Genomic DNA, 17,053 nt, shown 5'->3' with positions numbered 1-17,053 from the left:
CCGGGTCGCCCACCGCGTCCGGGTCGCGCATCCCGTGCGCGTCGTGCGCCGCGCCCGGATCGGCTCAGCGGGCGCCCAGGTAGGTGAGCACCGCCAGCACCCGGCGGTTGGTGTCGTCGCTGGGCGGCAGGTCGAGCTTGGTCAGGATGTTGCCCACGTGCTTGCCGACCGCCGCGTCGGTGACGTGCAGCCGCGCCGCGATCGCCGCGTTGGAGTGGCCCTCGGCGACCAGCGCGAGCACCTCCCGCTCGCGGGGGGAGAGGGTGGCCAGCGGATCCCGCGGCCGGCGCAGCAGGTGGCGTACCACGTCCGGGTCGATCGCCGTGCCACCGCCGGCCACCCGGCGCAGCGTGCCGGCGAACTCGGCGACGTCGGCGACGCGATCCTTGAGCAGGTAGCCGACGCGCCGGCCGTCGCCGCTGCCGAGCAGCGCCGCCGCGTACTCGGCCTGCACGTGCTGGCTGAGCACCACGACCGGGAGGTCCGGGCGTTCCTCGCGTAGCGCGACCGCCGCGCGCAGGCCGTCGTCGCGGCGGCCCGGCGGCATCCGGATGTCGGTGACGACCAGGTCCGGCGCGTGGGCGTCGACCGCGGCGCGCAGCTCCGGCGCCGAGCCGACGGCGGCGGCCACCGCGAAGTCGAACCGGGTCAGCAGGCCGACGAGCCCGTCGCGCAGCAGGACCTCGTCCTCGGCGAGCACGACCCGGATCACCGGCGGCACGGCAGCTCCACCCGCACCAGGGTAGGGCCCCCGGCCGGGCTGGCCAGCAGCAGCCGCCCGTCGGCCGCGCCGACCCGATCCGCCAGGCCGGTGAGCCCGGTACCGCCGGCCGGGTCGGCGCCGCCGCGGCCGTCGTCCTCGATCTCCACGAGCAGGGTACGGCCGGCCCGGCTGAGCCGGACCTGGGCGCGGGTCGCCCCGGCGTGCCGCGCGACGTTGGCCAGGGACTCGGAGACCACGTAGTACGCGGTGGTCTCCGCCAGTTCCGGCACCGGCTGCGGCAGGTCGGTGTGGACGGTGACCGGGACGGTGGCCCGGGTGGCCAGTTCCCGGACCGCGCCGGCCAGACCGAGCTCGGTGAGGTGCGGCGGGCGGACGCCCCGGACGATCTGCCGGAGCAGCACCATCAGCTCCTTGGCCTGCTCGTGCGCGGCCGCCAGCGGCTGCGCGGCGGGGGAGTCCTCGGGCACGTCGAGGCGGGCCATGCCGAGCTGGAGGGTGAGGCTGGTCAGCCGCGGCTGCGCGCCGTCGTGCACGTCGCGTTCGATGCGGCGCCGTTCCGCCTCGTACGCGTCGACCAGCCGGGCCCGGGAGCGGGTCACCTCGCGCAGCGCGACCTGCTCGGTCGCGCCGCCGAGCAGCCACCGGGCCACCGCGGCCTGCCCGGCGACGAGCAGGCCGGCGGCGTACCACAGCACCGGCACCAGCAGCAGCGCCAGCAGCGCGTACGGGACCGCCTGCCGGGGCGTGTCGACGGTGGCCTCCAGCAGCACGATCCGCTCGCCGTGCCCGGCCAGCCACGGGCCGGTCAGCAGTGCCACGTCGACCAGCGCGAGCAGGGCGAACATCCCGTATCCGGCGGGCACCACCGCGGCCAGGAAGCAGAGGTACGCGGTCTCCCGCCACGCCGCCGCGCCGGTGTAGCGGGCGGCCAGGCCGGCGGCGCGCGGGCCGGGCAGCGGGCGGGCGTCGACCAGACCGAGCCGCCACCGCTCCACGGCGGCGACCGGGACGCTCGCCAGGGGCGCGAGCGCCAGCACCAGCAGGGCGACGACGGTGAGGAAGGCGAGCACGGGCAACGCCACCGGACGGCCCTGGCGGGCCGCGCTGACGACCGCCAGCAGGGGAGCCGCGACGACGAACAGCCCGACGGCGAACGGCCCGGCCACCGCCGGGGAGGTGGCCGCGTACGCCAGGGCCCGCCAGGGCCACGGGGAGAGCGGATAGCCGCGCCGGCGCAGCGCCGCCGCGAGGTGGGTCGGTCGGTCCTCGATCATGCTGGTGACGCTAGCCAGGGCGGCCGGGCCGGCCCAGCCGGCTGGACCCCCTTCCCGGGTGGGCCTGGCCCTACCCCGGGGCCCGCGCGGGCGCCGGTCGGCTCCTATCCTGAGCCGGTGGAGCTGGAGTTCAGCGGCGAGATGTGGTTCTGGCGGGGCCCGGCGCCCTGGCACTTCGTCACGGTGCCGGCGGAGCAGTGCGGCGCGCTGGCGGCGGCGTCGCCCTCGGTGACGTACGGCTGGGGCATGATCCCGGTGACCGCGCGGATCGGCCGGACCAGCTGGCAGACCTCGCTCTGGCCGAAGGACGGCCGGTACATCGTCCCGGTCAAGGCGGCGGTGCGCCGGGCCGAGGGCCTGGAGCCCGGTGAGCCGGTGACGGTGCAGCTCACCGTGGCGCGGTGATCGCCACCGCCCGGCCCACCACCGCCCCGGCCCGCCACCCGGTCACCGCCCCGGCCCGCCACCCCGGCCGTCGGGTGCGCGGCGGCCGGGACGGCGGGGGCCCTCAGCCCGTGGTGGCCAGCGCGGCGGCCACCGGCCGCTCGCCGGGTGCCCGGGCCGGTCGTCCCGGCGGCCCGGTCCCGGTCGCGTCGCCCGTCGCGCGCCGGTAGGCGGCCGGCGGCACGCCGACCTGCTCGGTGAAGCGGGTGTGGAAGATGCCCGGCGACGGGCAGCCGACGGCCCGGCAGACCTCGGTGACGCTGAGGTCGCCGTGGCGCAGCAGGGCCGTCGCCCGCTCGACGCGCCGGACCATCAGGTACGCGTACGGCGACCGTCCGTAGGCGAGCCGGAACGCGCGGCTGAGCTGGCCGGCCGTCAGGTTCGCGGCGCGGGCGAGCGCCTCGACGTCCAGTGGCCGCGCGTACTCGCGGTCGATCCGGTCGCGGACCCGGCGCAGCCGCGCCAGGTCGCGCAGGCGCTGCGCGGCGGTCCGCGCGCGGGCCCAGGCGGGATGACACATGAGGGGTGTCCGTTCCTCGGCGGGCGGTCGGGTCAGCGCCGCTGCTGGATGCGGACCAGGTTGCCGGCGGGGTCCCGGAACGCGCAGTCCCGGACGCCGTACGGCTGCTCGGTCGGCTCCTGGACCACCTCCACGTCGCCGGCCTGCACCCGCTCGAACACCCCGTCCAGATCCGGCGTGGCCAGCAGGATCCATCCGTAGGTGCCCTTGGCCATCATCTCCGCGATCGTGGCCCGCTCCTCCTCGGTCACTCCCGGGTCGACCGCGGGCGGCGCCAGCAGGATCGACATGTCGGGCTGGCCCGCCGGCCCGACCGTGATCCAGCGCATCCGCCCCTGCCCCACGTCCCCCCGCACCTCGAACTCGAGGACGTCCCGGTAGAACGCCACCGAGGCGTCCGGATCGACATGCGGCAGCACACACGTGTGAATCGTCAGGTCCATGCCGACCACGCTAGTGGCGGCGCGGCGGCCCGCGCTTCTCGATTCCTGATCGGTGTCGGCCGACCTCAGGGCTTGCGGGCCACCGCCGCGTACATCGACGCCTGCGCGGCCGGTACCCGCTGCTCCGCCGGCTCCTCCGGGTGCCACTCGGTGATCGGGGTGATGCCCGGCTCGACGAGCTCCAGGCCCGCGAAGAACGCGCCGAACTCGTCCCGGTCGCGGAACGCCATGTCGATCATGCTGCTGGCGGTGGCCGGCGCGGCGGCCGTGGCGATCTCGCGCGGCACCAGGTCGGTGGTGGCGTGGGAGATCACCAGGCAACTGCCCGACGGCAGCGCGTCGACCAGTCGGCGGGTGATCGCGTACGGGTCGTCGGCCTGGGTGAGGAAGTGCAGGATCGCCACCAGCGTCAGCCCGACCGGCCGGTCGAAGTTGATCGTGGCCCGGACGTCGGGGTGGGCGAGGATCCGCTCCGGGTCCCGCAGGTCCGCGTCGACGTACGCGGTGGCCCCGGCGGGCGAGCTGGTCAGCAGGGCCCGCGCGTGCGCCAGCACGATCGGGTCGTTGTCCACGTAGACCACCCGCGACTCCGGCGCGACGCTCTGCGCGACCTCGTGCAGGTTCGGGCTGGTGGGGATGCCGGTCCCGATGTCCAGGAACTGCCGGATGCCGGCCGACCCGGCCAGGTAGCGGGTGGCCCGGTGCATGAAGCGCCGGTTCTCGATGACCGTCGTGCGGATCGCCGGGTAGATCGCGGCGATCCCGTCGCCGGACTTCCGGTCGGCCGCGAAGTTGTCCTTGCCGCCCAGCCAGTAGTCGTACCGACGGGCCGCGTGGGGCACCGACGGGTCGATCCGCGACGACGGCTGTTCCGGCACGGCTCGTACGCCCGATGTCGTCTCCGTCACCGCGACCTCCTTGATCCACTGTGGGCACGCACGCCGATCGTAGCCGCCCGAGCCGCGCGCGTGGGAGCACCGTCCCGAGCCGCGGGGCCGCGCGGCCGGTCCGGGCGAGGCCGCCCGGTGCCGCCGACGGCGCCGGGATCCGCCGGCGGTGGCTTGCCGTCCGGCCGGTGACCGGGCAACATGGCTCCCTGTCACCGGCCGGCTACGAAGCGGTGTCAGGCCCGGCGCGGCCCGCCCGTCGTCGCCGCCGGTGCCCGGCCCGTCGCGCGACCGACGCCGCACCCGAGGAGGCATCCGCATGGCCGACGTCACCGTCCCGGACCGGCCGCCCGCGCCGTCGCCGTCCAGCCCGGCCACCGAACCGGTCCTGCCCGAGCTGCGCGAGATGTACTGGGAGACCGGGGTGCGGGCGCGGGCGCAGGCGGGCCTGTTCGCCGTCTTCGCCGAGCTGCCCCAGCTGGTCTGGACGGCGCTGCGGATCAGCTGGCGGGCGGACCGGATGCGGACCGGGGTGGTGGGCGCCGCGACCGTCGGCTCCGGCGTGCTCGCGGCCTTCGGCCTGGTCGCCACCCAGCGGGTGCTGGTCGAACTCTTCGCCGGCGGGCCCACCCCGGACAAGGTGGTCGCGGCGGCGCCGGCGCTCGCCGCGCTGGCGGCGGCGACCGCGCTGCGGGCCGGCGCCGGCATCGTCACCGGGTACGCGCAGAACGGGCTGACGCCCCGGCTCGACCGGGAGGTGGAGCGGAGCCTGTTCGAGGTGACCACGGCCGTGCGGCTGGAGGCGTTCGACGCCGACGCGTTCGCCGACGACATGGAACGCGCGTCGCGGGGCACCGCCTCGGCGATCTCGCTGGTGCAGGCGTCGATGAACCTCTTCGCCGGCCTGGCCGGCCTGGTCGCGGTGGCCGTCGCCGTGCTGGTCATCCACCCGCTGCTGCTGGTGGCGCTGCTGCTGGCCACGTTGCCGAAGGCGTGGGCGTCGCTGCGCGCCGGTCACCTGCGGTACCAGACGTACACGGCGGGTTCGGTGCGGCGGCGCCGGGTGTGGCTGCTGCACCGGCTGATGGCCGAGCGGGAGTCGGCGCCGGAGCTGCGCTCGTACCGGCTGCGCCCGTTCCTGCTCGACCAGTACGACCGGGTGATGGCCGTGGAGACCGGCATCCAGCTCGCCCTGGCCCGGCGGGTCACCACGATGACCAGCCTGGGGGCGGTGGTCGGGGGAGTGGCCACCGGAGCGGTGTACGCCCTGCTCGGGCTGCTGCTCGTCGGCGGGCGGATCCCGCTCGCCGCTGCGGCGACCTGCGTGATCGCGTTGCAGTCCGCGCAACGGTCGCTGTCCGTGGCCACCATCCAGGTGGACCTGGTGTACACCGAGGGCCAGCACTTCGGCGACTACACCGGTTTCCTGGCCCGGGCCGAGGCGTACCTGCCCGAGGCCGCCCCGCCCCGGCCGGTGGCCGGGCCGCTGCGCGAGCTGAGCGTGCAGGACGTCCGGCTCTGCTATCCGGACCGGGACACCCCGGCGGTGGACGGGGTGACGCTGACCATCCGGGCCGGGCAGACGGTGGCCTTCGTCGGGGAGAACGGCTCGGGCAAGAGCAGCCTCGCCGCGGTGCTGGCGGCCCTGCGCCGGCCCACCGCCGGGGTGGTCCGCTGGAACGGGCGGCCGTTGGCCGACTGGGACGTCGACAGCCTGCGGTCCCGGATCGCCGTGGTGACGCAGGAGTACCACAAGTGGCCCTTCACGGCGGCCACGAACATCGCCATCGGCGACGTCGACGGCGAGGCCCGGCAGGACCGGATCGAGGCGGCCGCCGCCCGCGCGGTCGCCCACGACATGATCGAGAGCCTGCCGTACGGCTACGAGACGCTGCTCGACCGCACCTTCGCCCACGGCCAGGACCTCTCCGGCGGCCAGTGGCAGCGGATCACGGCCGCCCGCGGGTTCCTCCGCGACGCCGATCTGCTCGTCATGGACGAGCCGTCCTCGGCGCTCGACCCGCGCGCCGAGGACGCCCTGTTCCAGGCGATCCGCGACCGGCAGGGGCGGGCCACCACCGTCCTCATCACACACCGGCTGGCGAACGTCCGGCACGCCGACCGGATTTTCGTCCTGCACGACGGCGCGCTGGTCGAGGCGGGCGGTCACGACGAGCTGATGGCCGCCGGGGGCCGCTACGCCGAGCTGTTCACCCTCCAGGCCAGCGGCTACGACGTGACCCGGGGCGGCCCGCCGAGCCCGCGTCAGCCGCCGGTCGCCGCGCCCTGATCCCCGCCGGCCCGCGAGCCGGCCTCCGACGCCGCGCCCTGATCTCGCCACCCGGCGAGCCGGAATCCGACGCCGCGCACCGCGACGACGGTGACGCCGCCGTCGAGCCGGTCGAGCTTGCGCCGCAGCCGCTTCACCACGGACTGCACGTCGGCGCGGCGCTCCCGGTCCGGGTCACCCCAGACCGAGCGGTGCAGCTCCGGGTAGCTCCAGGCGCGTACCGGCTCGCTGGCCAGGCAGGTCAGCAGGTCGCGTTCCAGCCGGGTGAGGGCGACCTCGCGCTCCCCGGCCCGGGCGGTGGACCGGGCGGGGTCGATCAGCAGCGGGCCGGCGGCCAGCGGCGGCTCGGCGGCGGGGTGGGTCGCCGGGGCGCGGGCCGCGAGCAGCCGGCGCAGCTCGTCGAGGTCGGCGACCACGAGCAGCGGCGCGACCCCGTCGAGCAGCTCGGCGATCCGGAGCCGGTCCGCGGGCACCGGGGTCACCGCGATCACCAGCGGCGACGGCGGCTCCGCCCGGCCGGCCGGTCCCGTGTCGTCCCCGGTCACGCATCCCCACCCGCGCCGATCGTGGGCGCAGCCCGCCCGACGTGCGTGTCCCGCTGCCCGAAACTGTCAAAACCACCGCCCGGCGGCAAGCTGTTGGTGACAAGTTGCTCACCGGGCGTGCTTGATCGTTCTCTCCCGGAGATCCTACTGTCCACTCAGGTTGCCGGCGTGACCCGCACGGCGCCCTGGGGGCTGGGGGGTTCGTACATTCCGCTGTGGATCCGACGGGAGAAGAGTCGCCTGCACCCTTCGACCTGGCTCGATGATTCGCGGGTCGTACCTGGAGGAGGCAGCAGCGATGCTGAGACGTCCACATCGGAGACCGCTGGCGGGCCGCCTGGTCAGCGCCGGCGCGGCCCTGGTCCTGGCCGCCACGAGCCTGGCGGTCACCGCCACCGGCGCGCAGGCGACGCAGACCGCGACCGGCGCCGGCACGGCCGCGTCGGACAAGATCCGCCCGGAGCTCACCCGGCAGTTGCAGGGCAAGAGCGAGGGCGACTTCTGGATCCACTTCGCCGACCGGGCCGACCTCGGCCGGGCCAGCGCGATCAAGGACTGGACCGAGCGGGGCGCCGCGGTCGCGGACGCGCTGCGCCGCACCGCCACGGCCAGCCAGGCCAAGGTCCGGGCCGAGCTGGACGGCTCCGGCACCAGGTACCAGACGTTCTGGGCCACCAACGCCATCAAGGTCAGCGGCGGATCGCTGGCCATGGCCCAGAACGTCGCCGCGCACGCCGAGGTCGACGGCCTGTACGCCGCGACCGGGTACAAGGTGCCCGAGGTCACCAAGGGCAGTGACGAGAAGACGGTCAACGCCCTCGAGTGGGGCATCGCCAACATCAACGCCGACGACGTCTGGTCCCAGTACGGCGTCAAGGGCGCCGGCATCACCGTGGCCAACATCGACACCGGCGTGCAGTTCAACCACCCGGCCCTGGTCAACGCCTACCGGGGCAACAACGGCGACGGCACCTTCGACCACAACTACAACTGGTTCGACGCCGCCGGCACCTGCCCCACCGCGCCCTGCGACACCAACGGGCACGGCACGCACACCATGGGCACCATGGCCGGCGCCGACGGGGCCAACCAGATCGGCGTCGCCCCGGACGTGAAGTGGATCGCCGCGAACGGCTGCTGCCCCTCCGACGACGCCCTGATCTCCTCCGGGCAGTGGATGCTGGAGCCCACCGACCTCAACGGCGAGCACCCGGACGCCAGCAAGCGCCCCAACATCATCAACAATTCGTGGGGCACTGAGCTGCCCTCCAACGAGCCGTTCATGGCGGACGTGACCGCGGCCTGGACGGCCTCGGGCATCTTCGGCGCCTGGTCCAACGGCAACAACGGCCCGTCCTGCCAGACCAGCGGCTCACCGGGCAGCCTGGCCAGCAACTACTCCGCAGGCGCGTACGACGTCAACAACAACATCGCCAGCTTCTCCTCCCGGGGCGCCGGGCAGAACGGCGAGATCAAGCCCAACCTCTCCGCCCCCGGCGTGAACATCCGCTCCAGCGTCCCGGGCAGCGGCTACGCCAGCATCAGCGGCACCTCGATGGCGGCCCCGCACCTGGCCGGCGCGATCGCCCTGCTCTGGTCGGCGGCGCCGACGCTGGTCGGCGACATCACCGCGACCCGCGCGCTGCTGGACAACGCGGCCGTCGACCAGGCCGACAGCCAGTGCGGCGGCACCACCGACGACAACAACGTGTTCGGCGAGGGCCGGCTGGACGCCCTCGCGCTGCTCAACGCGGCCCCGATCGGCGACAACGGGACGCTGGCCGGCACGGTCACCGACGCGGCCACCGGCGGCCCGATCGCCGGGGCGACGGTGGCGCTGACCGGCGCGGCCACCCGCGAGCTGACCACCGGCGCCGACGGCACCTTCTCCTCACTGCTGCCGGCCGGCGCCTACCAGGTCGCCGTCAGCGCCTTCGGCTACCAGACCCGGACCCTGTCCGCCACGGTCACCAAGGACGGCACCACCCGGCTCGACGTCGCGCTGACCGCGGTGCCGAGCGTGACGGTCAGCGGCGCGGTCACCGACGGCTCCGGGCACGGCTGGCCGCTCTACGCGAAGGTCAGCGTCGACGGCCTGCCGGTCTCCGACTACACCACCCCGGCCAACGGCCGCTTCCGGCTGACCCTTCCGGCCGGTGCGACGTACCGGCTGACGGTCGAGCCGCAGTACCCGGGCTACCTGACGGTCACCCGGGAGGTCGTGGTCGGCTCCGGCAACGCCGTGCAGAACATCGCCGTACCGGCCGACCCGGCCGCCTGCACCACCGCGCCCGGCTACACCAACAGCTCCGACGGGGTGTACGAGACCTTCGACGGCGCCTCCGTGCCCGACGGCTGGTCCGTGGTGGACCACGCCGGCACCGGCCAGGTGTGGGAGTTCACCGACAGCGGCGACCGGGGCAACCTGACCGGTGGCGACGGCCGCTTCGCGATCATCGACAGCGACAACTACGGCAGCGGTGGGCGGCAGGACACCTCGCTGGTCAGCCCGGTGGTCGACCTCAGCGGCGTCACCGCGCCGGTGATCCGGTTCAACCAGGACTACAACTGGCTGAACTCCGACCGCGCGGACGTCGACCTCAGCCTCGACGGCGGCACCACCTGGAGCAACGTGCTACGGCAGGCGGCGGACGTGCGCGGGCCGAAGGTCACCGAGGTGGCCATCCCGCAGGCCGCCGGCCAGGCGCAGGTCCGGGTCCGGTTCCACTACTACGACGCCTCCTGGGAATGGTGGTGGCAGGTCGACAACGTGCTGATCGGCAGCAAGCTGATCTGCAAGCCGACCAACGGCGGCCTGGTGCTCGGCCACGTCCGGGACAAGAACGACAACGGCTACGTCAACGGCGCCACGGTCACCAGCGACGACCGCCCGGCGGAGCGGGCCACCACGGTCGCGACCCCGGACGACACCGGGTTGCCGGACGGCTTCTACTGGATGTTCTCGTCGTTGACCGGCCAGCACCCGTTCACCGCGAAGGCCGGCAACTACGTCGGGCAGACCAAACAGGTCGACGTGGAGACCGACTGGGCGACCGCGGCCACCTTCCAGCTCGCGGCGGGCCGGCTGGCGGTGAAGCCGACCTCGGTCACCGGCACGGTCCGGATGCCCACCGGCAAGGTCAGCAAGACCTTCACGGTGACCAACACCGGCGGCGCGCCGGCGACGGTCGAGTTCAGCGAGCGCGACGGCGGCTTCGTCCTCCAGCGCGCGGACGGGTCCCGGATGTCCCGGCAGGAGATCCTCGGCTCCGCCGGGGCGCCGACGCAGCGGCTGACCGCGCCGACGTCGTTCGCGGCCCGACCGACGGGCAAGTCGGCCACGGCCGTCGCGGCGGTCGCCCCGCAGGCCGAGCCCTGGACGACCATCGCCAACTACCCGGCGAACGTGATGGACAACAGGGTGGTCAACCTCGACGGCAAGATCTACTCGATCGCCGGTGGCGACGGCACCGCGTCCAACGCGAAGAACTACGTGTACGACCCGATCGGCCAGAGCTGGACGGCGATCGCCGACCTGCCCGGGGCGCGTAACGCCATGACGGTCGGGGTCGTGGGTGGTCGGATCATCGCCACCGGCGGCTGGGGCGCGGCCGGCCCCGACGGCGCCACCTGGTCGTACGACCCGGCCGCCAACACCTGGACCAGGAAGGCCGACAACCCGACGCCGCGGGCGGCGGCCGGGCAGGCGGTCGTCGCCGGCAAGCTGTACGCGATCGGAGGCTGCACCACGGCGAGTTGCCTGCCGATGGCGAACGACGTGGTCCGGTACGACCCGGCCACGGACCGCTGGGAGACCCTGCCGGCCTACCCGAAGTCGGTGGCGTTCCTGTCCTGCGGCGGGATCGACGGCGCCGTCTACTGCACCGGCGGCAACGACGGCACCCTCGCCCAGAAGGCCGGCTACGCCTTCGACCCGGACGCGAACAGCTGGAGCGCGATCGCCGACGCGCCCTCGGACAGCTGGGCCAGCGCGTACGCGGTGGCCAGCGGCAAGCTGCTGGTCGTCGGCGGCTCGCAGGGCGGGGCCATCACCAACGCCGGCTTCGCCTACGACCCGGCCACCGACTCGTGGTCGAACCTGCCCAACGCCAACACCGCCCGCTACCGCGGCGGCGCGGCGTGCGGCTTCTACAAGATCGGCGGCTCCTCCGGCAGCTTCACGGCGACCAAGGACAGCGAGGCGCTGCCCGGCTTCACCGAGTGCGCCGAGGGTCCGGCGGACGTCAGCTGGCTGACCGTCGACAAGACCAAGGTCACCCTCGCCCCGGGCGAGCAGGTGACGGTCACCGTCGGGATGTCGGCCGCCGTCGACCAGCCGGGCACGTACACGGCCTCCGTGGCGATCAAGGAGAACACGCCGTACGCGATGCCGCCGGTGGCGGTCACCATGGTGGTGAACCCCCCGACGACGTGGGGCAAGCTGATGGGCACGGTCACCGGCACGAGCTGTCAGGGGGCCGTCGCGCCCCTGCCCGGCGCGGTCGTGCAGGTCGACTCGTGGGCGATGTCGTGGACCTTCGCCACCGACGCCGACGGCGGGTACGCCTACTGGCTGGACCGGCGTAACAACCCGCTGACGATCATCGTGGCCAAGGACGGCTGGAAGCCGCAGACCCGGCAGGCGAGGATCAACACCAGCACGCCGACCGTGGAGGACTTCGCGCTCGCCCCGATCCGCTGCTGATCCCGCTCGACCGACAGGTCCGGCCCGCCCGGTGCAGTACCGGGTGGGCCGGACCGCGTCACCGCCCGCTCACCGGATCGCCCGGGGCGCCGCCCGTCCGTGGGTGCGGGTGCGGTCAGGAGGGCGCGAGGCGGAATCCGACGCCGCGTACCGCGTGGATGGTCGGCGCGGCGCCCAGCCGGGCGAGTTTGCGCCGGATCCGGCGCACCACCGAGTGCAGGTCGGAGCCGCGCCCCAGGTGCTCGTTGCCCCACACCTGCCGGTGCAGCCGCTGGTAGGTCCAGACCTGTCCGGGCGTGCCGACGAGGCAGAGCAGCACGTCGTGCTCCAGTGGGGTCAGGCCGACCTCGCGCTCGTGCCAGCGCAGCACCCGGCGGTCGGAGTCGACGCTCAGCTCCGGCGTCGGCGGGTCGCCCGGGACCGGACCGGCGTCGCCCGCCGGCGCGCCGGGCGCTGCGGTCGCAGCACCGGGCGCTGCGGTCGCCGCGCCGGGCGGTGCCGTCGCCGCGGCGCCCGCCCGGCGGACCAGGTCGAGGAAGCGGCGCGCCTCGTGGACGCTGGACACGATCACGAACGCGTCGGCCCCGCCGAGCACCTGCGCGAGCTGGCGGCGCTCCGCCGCCGAGGTGGCGATGCCGATGACCAAGGACGGGATCCCCATATTCCGCCCCTTCTGCTGTTTCCGCGGTTCCGCGGACCTGTTCGAGGCCGTCGACTCTCGTTCGACGGCACGACCGTCCGGCCCGTCCGGAGGAACCGGAGCAGGCTGCCGAGGGCTCGACGTGGCGCGGGGAGGGTGGTGGAGACGTGAGGCTGCGGATCCCCCCAGGCGAGATCCTAGCGCCGCCCCCGGCCACCGGTACAGCAGTTCACGTCAATGTAACGACCGCCATCGCCATTCATGGCGGTCGTTACCGGCCGGTGCCGGCCGCGACCGGCCCGGGCGTCGGTGGCCCTCCTGCCCGCGCCGTCCGCGGCCGGGGCGGGGCTGCGGCGGATAGGCTCGGTGCCCATGCGGACCAAGCAGGAGCTGACCGAGGCCGTCCGCCACGATCGGCGTGCCGCGCTGGTCGTCAACGCCCACTCCCGCCGGGGCCGCCGGCTCTACCACGCCGTGCGCGCCCGGCTCGTCGAGGCCGGCTTCACCCTGCTCGGCGCGTACCCGGTCGAGCGGCCCGGCGACCTCGACGGGGTGCTCGCCGGCGCCGCCGACCTCGGTCCGGACCTGCTGGTCGCCGGCGGGGGCGACGGCACCATCGGCACCGCGGCGCGGGTGCTCGCGCACCGGGACATCGCCCTCGGCCTGCTGCCGCTGGGCACCACCAACAACTTCGCCCGCACGGTCGGCGTGCCGCTGGACCTCGACGCCGCCGTCGGGGTGCTCACCGCCGGCAAGGTGATCGACGTCGACCTCGGGCTCGTCGGTGACCTGCGCTTCACCAACCACGTCGGCATCGGCTTCTCCGCCGACATCATGCGCAGCGCGCCGCCCCGGCTGAAGCGGGTCGCCGGCCGGCTGGCCTACCCGGCGACCGCCCTCGGGCTGCTCGCCCGGCACCGGCCGCTGCGGGTGCGGGTGCGCGCCGAGGCGCGCGAGCACGACTTCCTGACCCATCAGCTGTACGTCGCCAACGGCGGTTTCCACGCCGGCCGGCCGATCACCGCCGACGCCAACGCCGACGACCGGCTGCTGGTCGCGTACCCGGTGGGCGGGCCCAGCCGGCGCGGCCTGCTGCGCGCGACGGCGCGCAACGCGGCCACCGGCCACCGCCGCAGCCTGCGGGAGCAGCCGTTCCTCGCGGTGCGCCAGCTCTGGGTGGAGACCGACCGGCCGGCCCGGATCGAGGTGGACGGCGAACCCTACGGCCTGACCCCGGTCCGCATCGGCCTGGACCCCAACGCGCTGCGGCTGATGGCGCCGGCCGACAGCCCGGACCGCTGACCGGCCGGCCCGCGGCGGTCAGCCGGCCCGGCGCGCCCCGAGCGCCCGGGCGAGCCCGGCCCGGCTGCGCAGGCCGAGCTTGACGTACGCCCGCTGGAGGTGGTTCTCCACGGTCCGCACCGACAGCACCAGCTCCGCGGCGATCGTGGCGTTGTCCCGGCCGGCCGCGGCCAGCTCGCAGATCTGCCGCTCGCGCGGGGTCAGCTCGTCCCGCCCGTCGCGGTGGGGGAGCAGCGGGGGCCAGTAGCCGCCACATCGGTCCCGCAGCAGCTCCGCCCGCCGGGCCAGCAGGTTCGCCCGGCGGTGCTCGCCGCGGCGGCCGCAAGCCGCCTCGGCGGCGATCACCGTCTCCAGCGCCAGGGCGAGGTATCCGCTGGCCTCCAGCGCGGTGCCGACCCGCTCCAACCCGGCCGGGTCGTCGGCGGCGAGCGCCCGGGCGTACGCGGCCCACAGGTCGAACAGCGGGCTGTCGCAGCCGGCCGCCACCTCCGTCAGCCGCTCGGCGGTCTCCGTCGACGGGGCCAGCCGGGACAGCAGGTGCAGGCACTCCACCGTGATGGTCGCCGCCTGCGCGCCGGCCCGGCGCAGCTCATGCAGCCGGCCGACGGCCGTGGCGAGCTGACCGTCGACCGCCGACAGCCAGGCCTCGGTCAGCTCGGCGTCGGTGGCCAGCAGGCCACCGGCGTCGCCCCGGCCGGCCTGCTCGGCCCGCAGGCTCGCCAGCAGCCGGCGGCCCTCGGCCGGTTCGCCGCGCTGCGCCGCCACGTACGCGTTCGCCGACAGCACGTAGTCCCGGATCGGGAAGAGCGCCCGTTCGCCGACCAGCGTGCGCGCCTCGTGCAGCCAGCGCACCGACTCGCTCAACTGGCCGCCGTGGTAGGCGCACTTGCCCCGGGCGAAGGCCAGCAGCCCCACCGCGTCCGGCGCCCGCCGGCCCACCGCGTCCTGGTAGTACCGCTGCGCCTGCCGGGTGGCCTCGGCGAGCCGGCCGGACATCAGCAGCGACTGGACGTGACAGGCCTGCGCGGCGGCCCGCATCGTCGGCCAGGTCTCCGGCAGGTCCACCTCGCCGGTGTCGAACATCCGGGCCGCCCGCCCCGGCTGCCCGGCGAAGAGCAGCAGGTACGGCTCGAGCGCGGCGACCGCGGTGGCGAGCAGCGGATCCCGGGGCCGGTCGGTCGCCAGCCGGGCCATCGAGTCGCGGGCCCCGTCCAGGTCGCCGCCGAAGACCGCGATGCCCACCTCGGCGGCGAGCAACCCCGGCCGCGCCTCGACCGGCAGCTCGCGGCGCGCCGCGTCGAGCACCTCCCGGGCCCGGTCCGGCCGGCGGTCACCCCAGAAGGCGTGCAACGCGCGCAGCGCGGTCGCCTCGGCGCGGTCCCGCGGCTCGGTCAGCTCGGCGGCGGCCCGCCGCAGGCACCCGCCCGCCTCGTCGCCGCGCCCCTGCGCCAGCAGCGCCCGGGCGACCTGCCAGTCGCCGCGGGCGGACCGGATCCGCCGCCCGAGCCGCTCGGCCAGCACCGGGTCGTGCCGGCGCAGCGCGTGCTCCGAGGCGCTGAGCAGGTCCTCCGGGCTGACCGGCAGGTCCGCCTCGCAGCGCCAGGCCACCACCCGGGCCAGGTCGTCCGCGCCGCCGCCGCCCAGCTCCGCCAGCGCCGCGGCCAGGTTGCGGCGCAGCCGCCGGGCCCGCAGCTCCCCGGTGTCGTTGCGGACCGCCTCGGCGTACAGCGGGTGCCCGGACTGGACGAGGACCGCCGCGTCGTGCCGCAGCAGCCGGATCAACCCGCGCTCCTCCAGCCGCTCGGCGATCCGTGGCTCGACCACCCGGTCGAGCACCGCCAGCGGCACCGGCTCGGCGTGCGCGACGTAGCGCATCGCCTCGGCCTCCTCCGGGGTGAGCGTGCCGAGGGTCTGCTGGATCAGGTCGGCCAGGTGGGTGGGGCAGAGCGACTCCGCCGGCCAGGTCCACATCCCGTCACGCCGCACCAGCCCGCCGTCGCGCAGCCCGCAGCGCAGCGCCTCGCGCAGGAACAGCGGGTTGCCCTGGCTGATCCGCCACAGCGCGTCGAGGGTCAGACCGTCGACCGGCCCGCCGAGCGCCGCCCGGATGACCCCGGTGCTCTCCTCGGCGTCCAGCGGCGGCACGTGGATCCGGTCGACCGACCGGGCCCGGCGTACCGCGGCCACCGGCGGGGCGTCCAGCCAGTCGGTCCGTACGCTCGCGACGACCTGCACCGCGTCGCTCGCCACCAGGCGTTCCAGCAGCGCCGCCGAGGCGTCGTCCAGCCAGTTCAGGTCGTCCACGCCGACCACCACGCCGCGCCCCGCCGCGACCTCCCGCAACCGCCGCTCGACGTCCCGGAACACGTCGGCCACGTTCGCGTCCGAGGCCTGCGGGACGCGGTTGGCCAGCACCCCGAACGGCACCGCCTGCCAGCCCGGCGTGGCGGTCACCCGCAACGTCACCCGCTGCCGCCGCAGCGCCTGATCGAGCACCTCGTCGAGCAGCCGGCTCTTGCCCACCCCCGGGTCACCGGTGAGCAGCACCCCCGCTCCGGACGCCGCGGTGAGCGCCTCGACCGCCCGGTCCCGCTCCCGGGCCCGGCCGACGTACGGCCAGCTGTTTTCCACCACACACCCTGGCGCAGACACTGAACCCCTTCACCCCCGGCCGGGCCCGCCGCCCGGTCGCCTCGCCGCCCTCGGCACCCTGCCGGGCGGGTCGGTGCGCGCGGCGGCCTGAGTGACCGCCGCCCCACCCTCACACACCCCACCCGGCGTCGCCGTCGGCTTCTCGACACGTCCGTCCACTCGACGCGGTGGGCGGCCGGATCGGTTGTCACCGTCGTGACAGGAGTGCCGCGCAGTGAGGTAGCGGCTACTCATGTGCCGGCCGTCCGCCGGACCGCAGGCTGGATCCGCAAGCGACCGCCGGGCCGTCCGGTCGGTCGACCTGAAGGGAGAACCGCATGTCCATCACCGACATCGTCGCCAGCTGGAAGGACGAGTACGCCCGGGCCGCCGCGCCGGAGGGCGCCGAGGCCCACCCGGCCGGTGTCGTCGAGCTGGACGGCGACCAGCTGGAGACCGTCGCCGGCGGCGCCGCCGCCACCACCGGCCACACCACGGCCTGCTGCCACTGCGTCTGCTGAGTCGCCGCACCGACCCGACGGGTCGGTCGGGGTGACGATCCGACACGCGAACTCCCGGCGTTTCAAATCGTCATAATTCGTTAAAGATATCGCATACTTGATTCACCTTGGCGACTCCCGGGATCGC

13 protein-coding genes are annotated in these 17,053 nt (G+C 75.1%); 5 read left to right on the top strand and 8 right to left on the bottom strand.

The window, feature by feature from the left end; genetic code table 11:
* Positions 1–64: 64 nt before the first annotated feature.
* On the bottom strand, positions 65–721 hold the full coding sequence (locus tag AB0I11_RS21990) for a response regulator transcription factor (RefSeq protein WP_357323371.1): 657 nt from the start codon (positions 719–721) through the stop codon (positions 65–67).
* Positions 709–1,998 carry a histidine kinase gene (locus AB0I11_RS21985; protein ID WP_357323368.1) on the bottom strand — a complete coding sequence of 430 codons (1,290 nt, stop codon included), beginning with the start codon at positions 1,996–1,998 and terminating at the stop codon, positions 709–711. The genes AB0I11_RS21990 and AB0I11_RS21985 overlap by 13 nt, the downstream gene beginning before the upstream one ends.
* A gap of 117 nt (positions 1,999–2,115) precedes the next feature.
* Between AB0I11_RS21985 and AB0I11_RS21980 the strand changes: the two genes are divergently transcribed.
* Positions 2,116–2,403, top strand: coding sequence for a DUF1905 domain-containing protein (locus AB0I11_RS21980; protein WP_357323365.1), 288 nt, complete (start codon positions 2,116–2,118; stop codon positions 2,401–2,403).
* A gap of 103 nt (positions 2,404–2,506) precedes the next feature.
* Here the strand turns inward: AB0I11_RS21980 and AB0I11_RS21975 are convergent, their stop codons facing one another.
* The 3 genes from AB0I11_RS21975 to AB0I11_RS21965 form a co-directional block, all read right to left on the bottom strand.
* Positions 2,507–2,962: a helix-turn-helix transcriptional regulator gene (locus tag AB0I11_RS21975; protein ID WP_357323362.1), complete on the bottom strand. Its 456-nt coding sequence runs from the start codon at positions 2,960–2,962 to the stop codon at positions 2,507–2,509.
* Positions 2,963–2,994: 32 nt separating this feature from the next.
* Positions 2,995–3,405 carry a VOC family protein gene (locus AB0I11_RS21970; protein ID WP_357323359.1) on the bottom strand — a complete coding sequence of 137 codons (411 nt, stop codon included), beginning with the start codon at positions 3,403–3,405 and terminating at the stop codon, positions 2,995–2,997.
* Positions 3,406–3,470: 65 nt separating this feature from the next.
* The gene (locus AB0I11_RS21965; protein ID WP_357323355.1) at positions 3,471–4,313 is read right to left on the bottom strand and encodes an SAM-dependent methyltransferase; all 843 of its coding nucleotides are present in this window, start codon (positions 4,311–4,313) and stop codon (positions 3,471–3,473) included.
* A gap of 298 nt (positions 4,314–4,611) precedes the next feature.
* On the opposite strand from AB0I11_RS21965, the gene AB0I11_RS21960 reads away from it, so the two are divergent.
* Positions 4,612–6,582, top strand: a complete 1,971-nt coding sequence (locus tag AB0I11_RS21960; protein ID WP_357323352.1) for an ABC transporter ATP-binding protein — start codon at positions 4,612–4,614, stop codon at positions 6,580–6,582.
* On the opposite strand, the gene AB0I11_RS21955 is transcribed toward AB0I11_RS21960, so the two are convergent.
* Positions 6,558–7,127: a winged helix-turn-helix domain-containing protein gene (locus tag AB0I11_RS21955; protein WP_357323349.1), complete on the bottom strand. Its 570-nt coding sequence runs from the start codon at positions 7,125–7,127 to the stop codon at positions 6,558–6,560. The two genes, AB0I11_RS21960 and AB0I11_RS21955, sit on opposite strands and share 25 nt — an antisense overlap.
* Positions 7,128–7,425: 298 nt before the next feature.
* Here AB0I11_RS21955 and AB0I11_RS21950 point away from each other — a divergent pair, with 298 nt between their 5' ends.
* A complete protein-coding gene (locus AB0I11_RS21950) occupies positions 7,426–11,832 on the top strand; it encodes a S8 family serine peptidase (RefSeq protein WP_357323346.1) in 4,407 nt (1,468 codons plus the stop codon).
* 115 nt (positions 11,833–11,947) lie between these two features.
* Here the strand turns inward: AB0I11_RS21950 and AB0I11_RS21945 are convergent, their stop codons facing one another.
* Positions 11,948–12,493 carry a winged helix-turn-helix domain-containing protein gene (locus AB0I11_RS21945; RefSeq protein WP_357323344.1) on the bottom strand — a complete coding sequence of 182 codons (546 nt, stop codon included), beginning with the start codon at positions 12,491–12,493 and terminating at the stop codon, positions 11,948–11,950.
* 351 nt (positions 12,494–12,844) lie between these two features.
* On the opposite strand from AB0I11_RS21945, the gene AB0I11_RS21940 reads away from it, so the two are divergent.
* Positions 12,845–13,774, top strand: a complete 930-nt coding sequence (locus AB0I11_RS21940; RefSeq protein WP_357323341.1) for a YegS/Rv2252/BmrU family lipid kinase — start codon at positions 12,845–12,847, stop codon at positions 13,772–13,774.
* 18 nt (positions 13,775–13,792) lie between these two features.
* Here AB0I11_RS21940 and AB0I11_RS21935 read toward each other — a convergent pair whose 3' ends face one another.
* Positions 13,793–16,405, bottom strand: coding sequence for a LuxR C-terminal-related transcriptional regulator (locus tag AB0I11_RS21935; RefSeq protein WP_357323338.1), 2,613 nt, complete (start codon positions 16,403–16,405; stop codon positions 13,793–13,795).
* 338 nt (positions 16,406–16,743) lie between these two features.
* On the opposite strand from AB0I11_RS21935, the gene AB0I11_RS21930 reads away from it, so the two are divergent.
* On the top strand, positions 16,744–16,926 hold the full coding sequence (locus tag AB0I11_RS21930) for a mersacidin/lichenicidin family type 2 lantibiotic (RefSeq protein WP_357323335.1): 183 nt from the start codon (positions 16,744–16,746) through the stop codon (positions 16,924–16,926).
* Positions 16,927–17,053 lie beyond the last annotated feature (127 nt).

This window comes from Micromonospora sp. NPDC050495 (assembly GCF_040655175.1).
Taxonomy (GTDB): domain Bacteria; phylum Actinomycetota; class Actinomycetes; order Mycobacteriales; family Micromonosporaceae; genus Micromonospora.
Note: the sequence above shows the minus strand (reverse complement) of the source record. Positions and strands in the feature narration are given on the sequence as shown.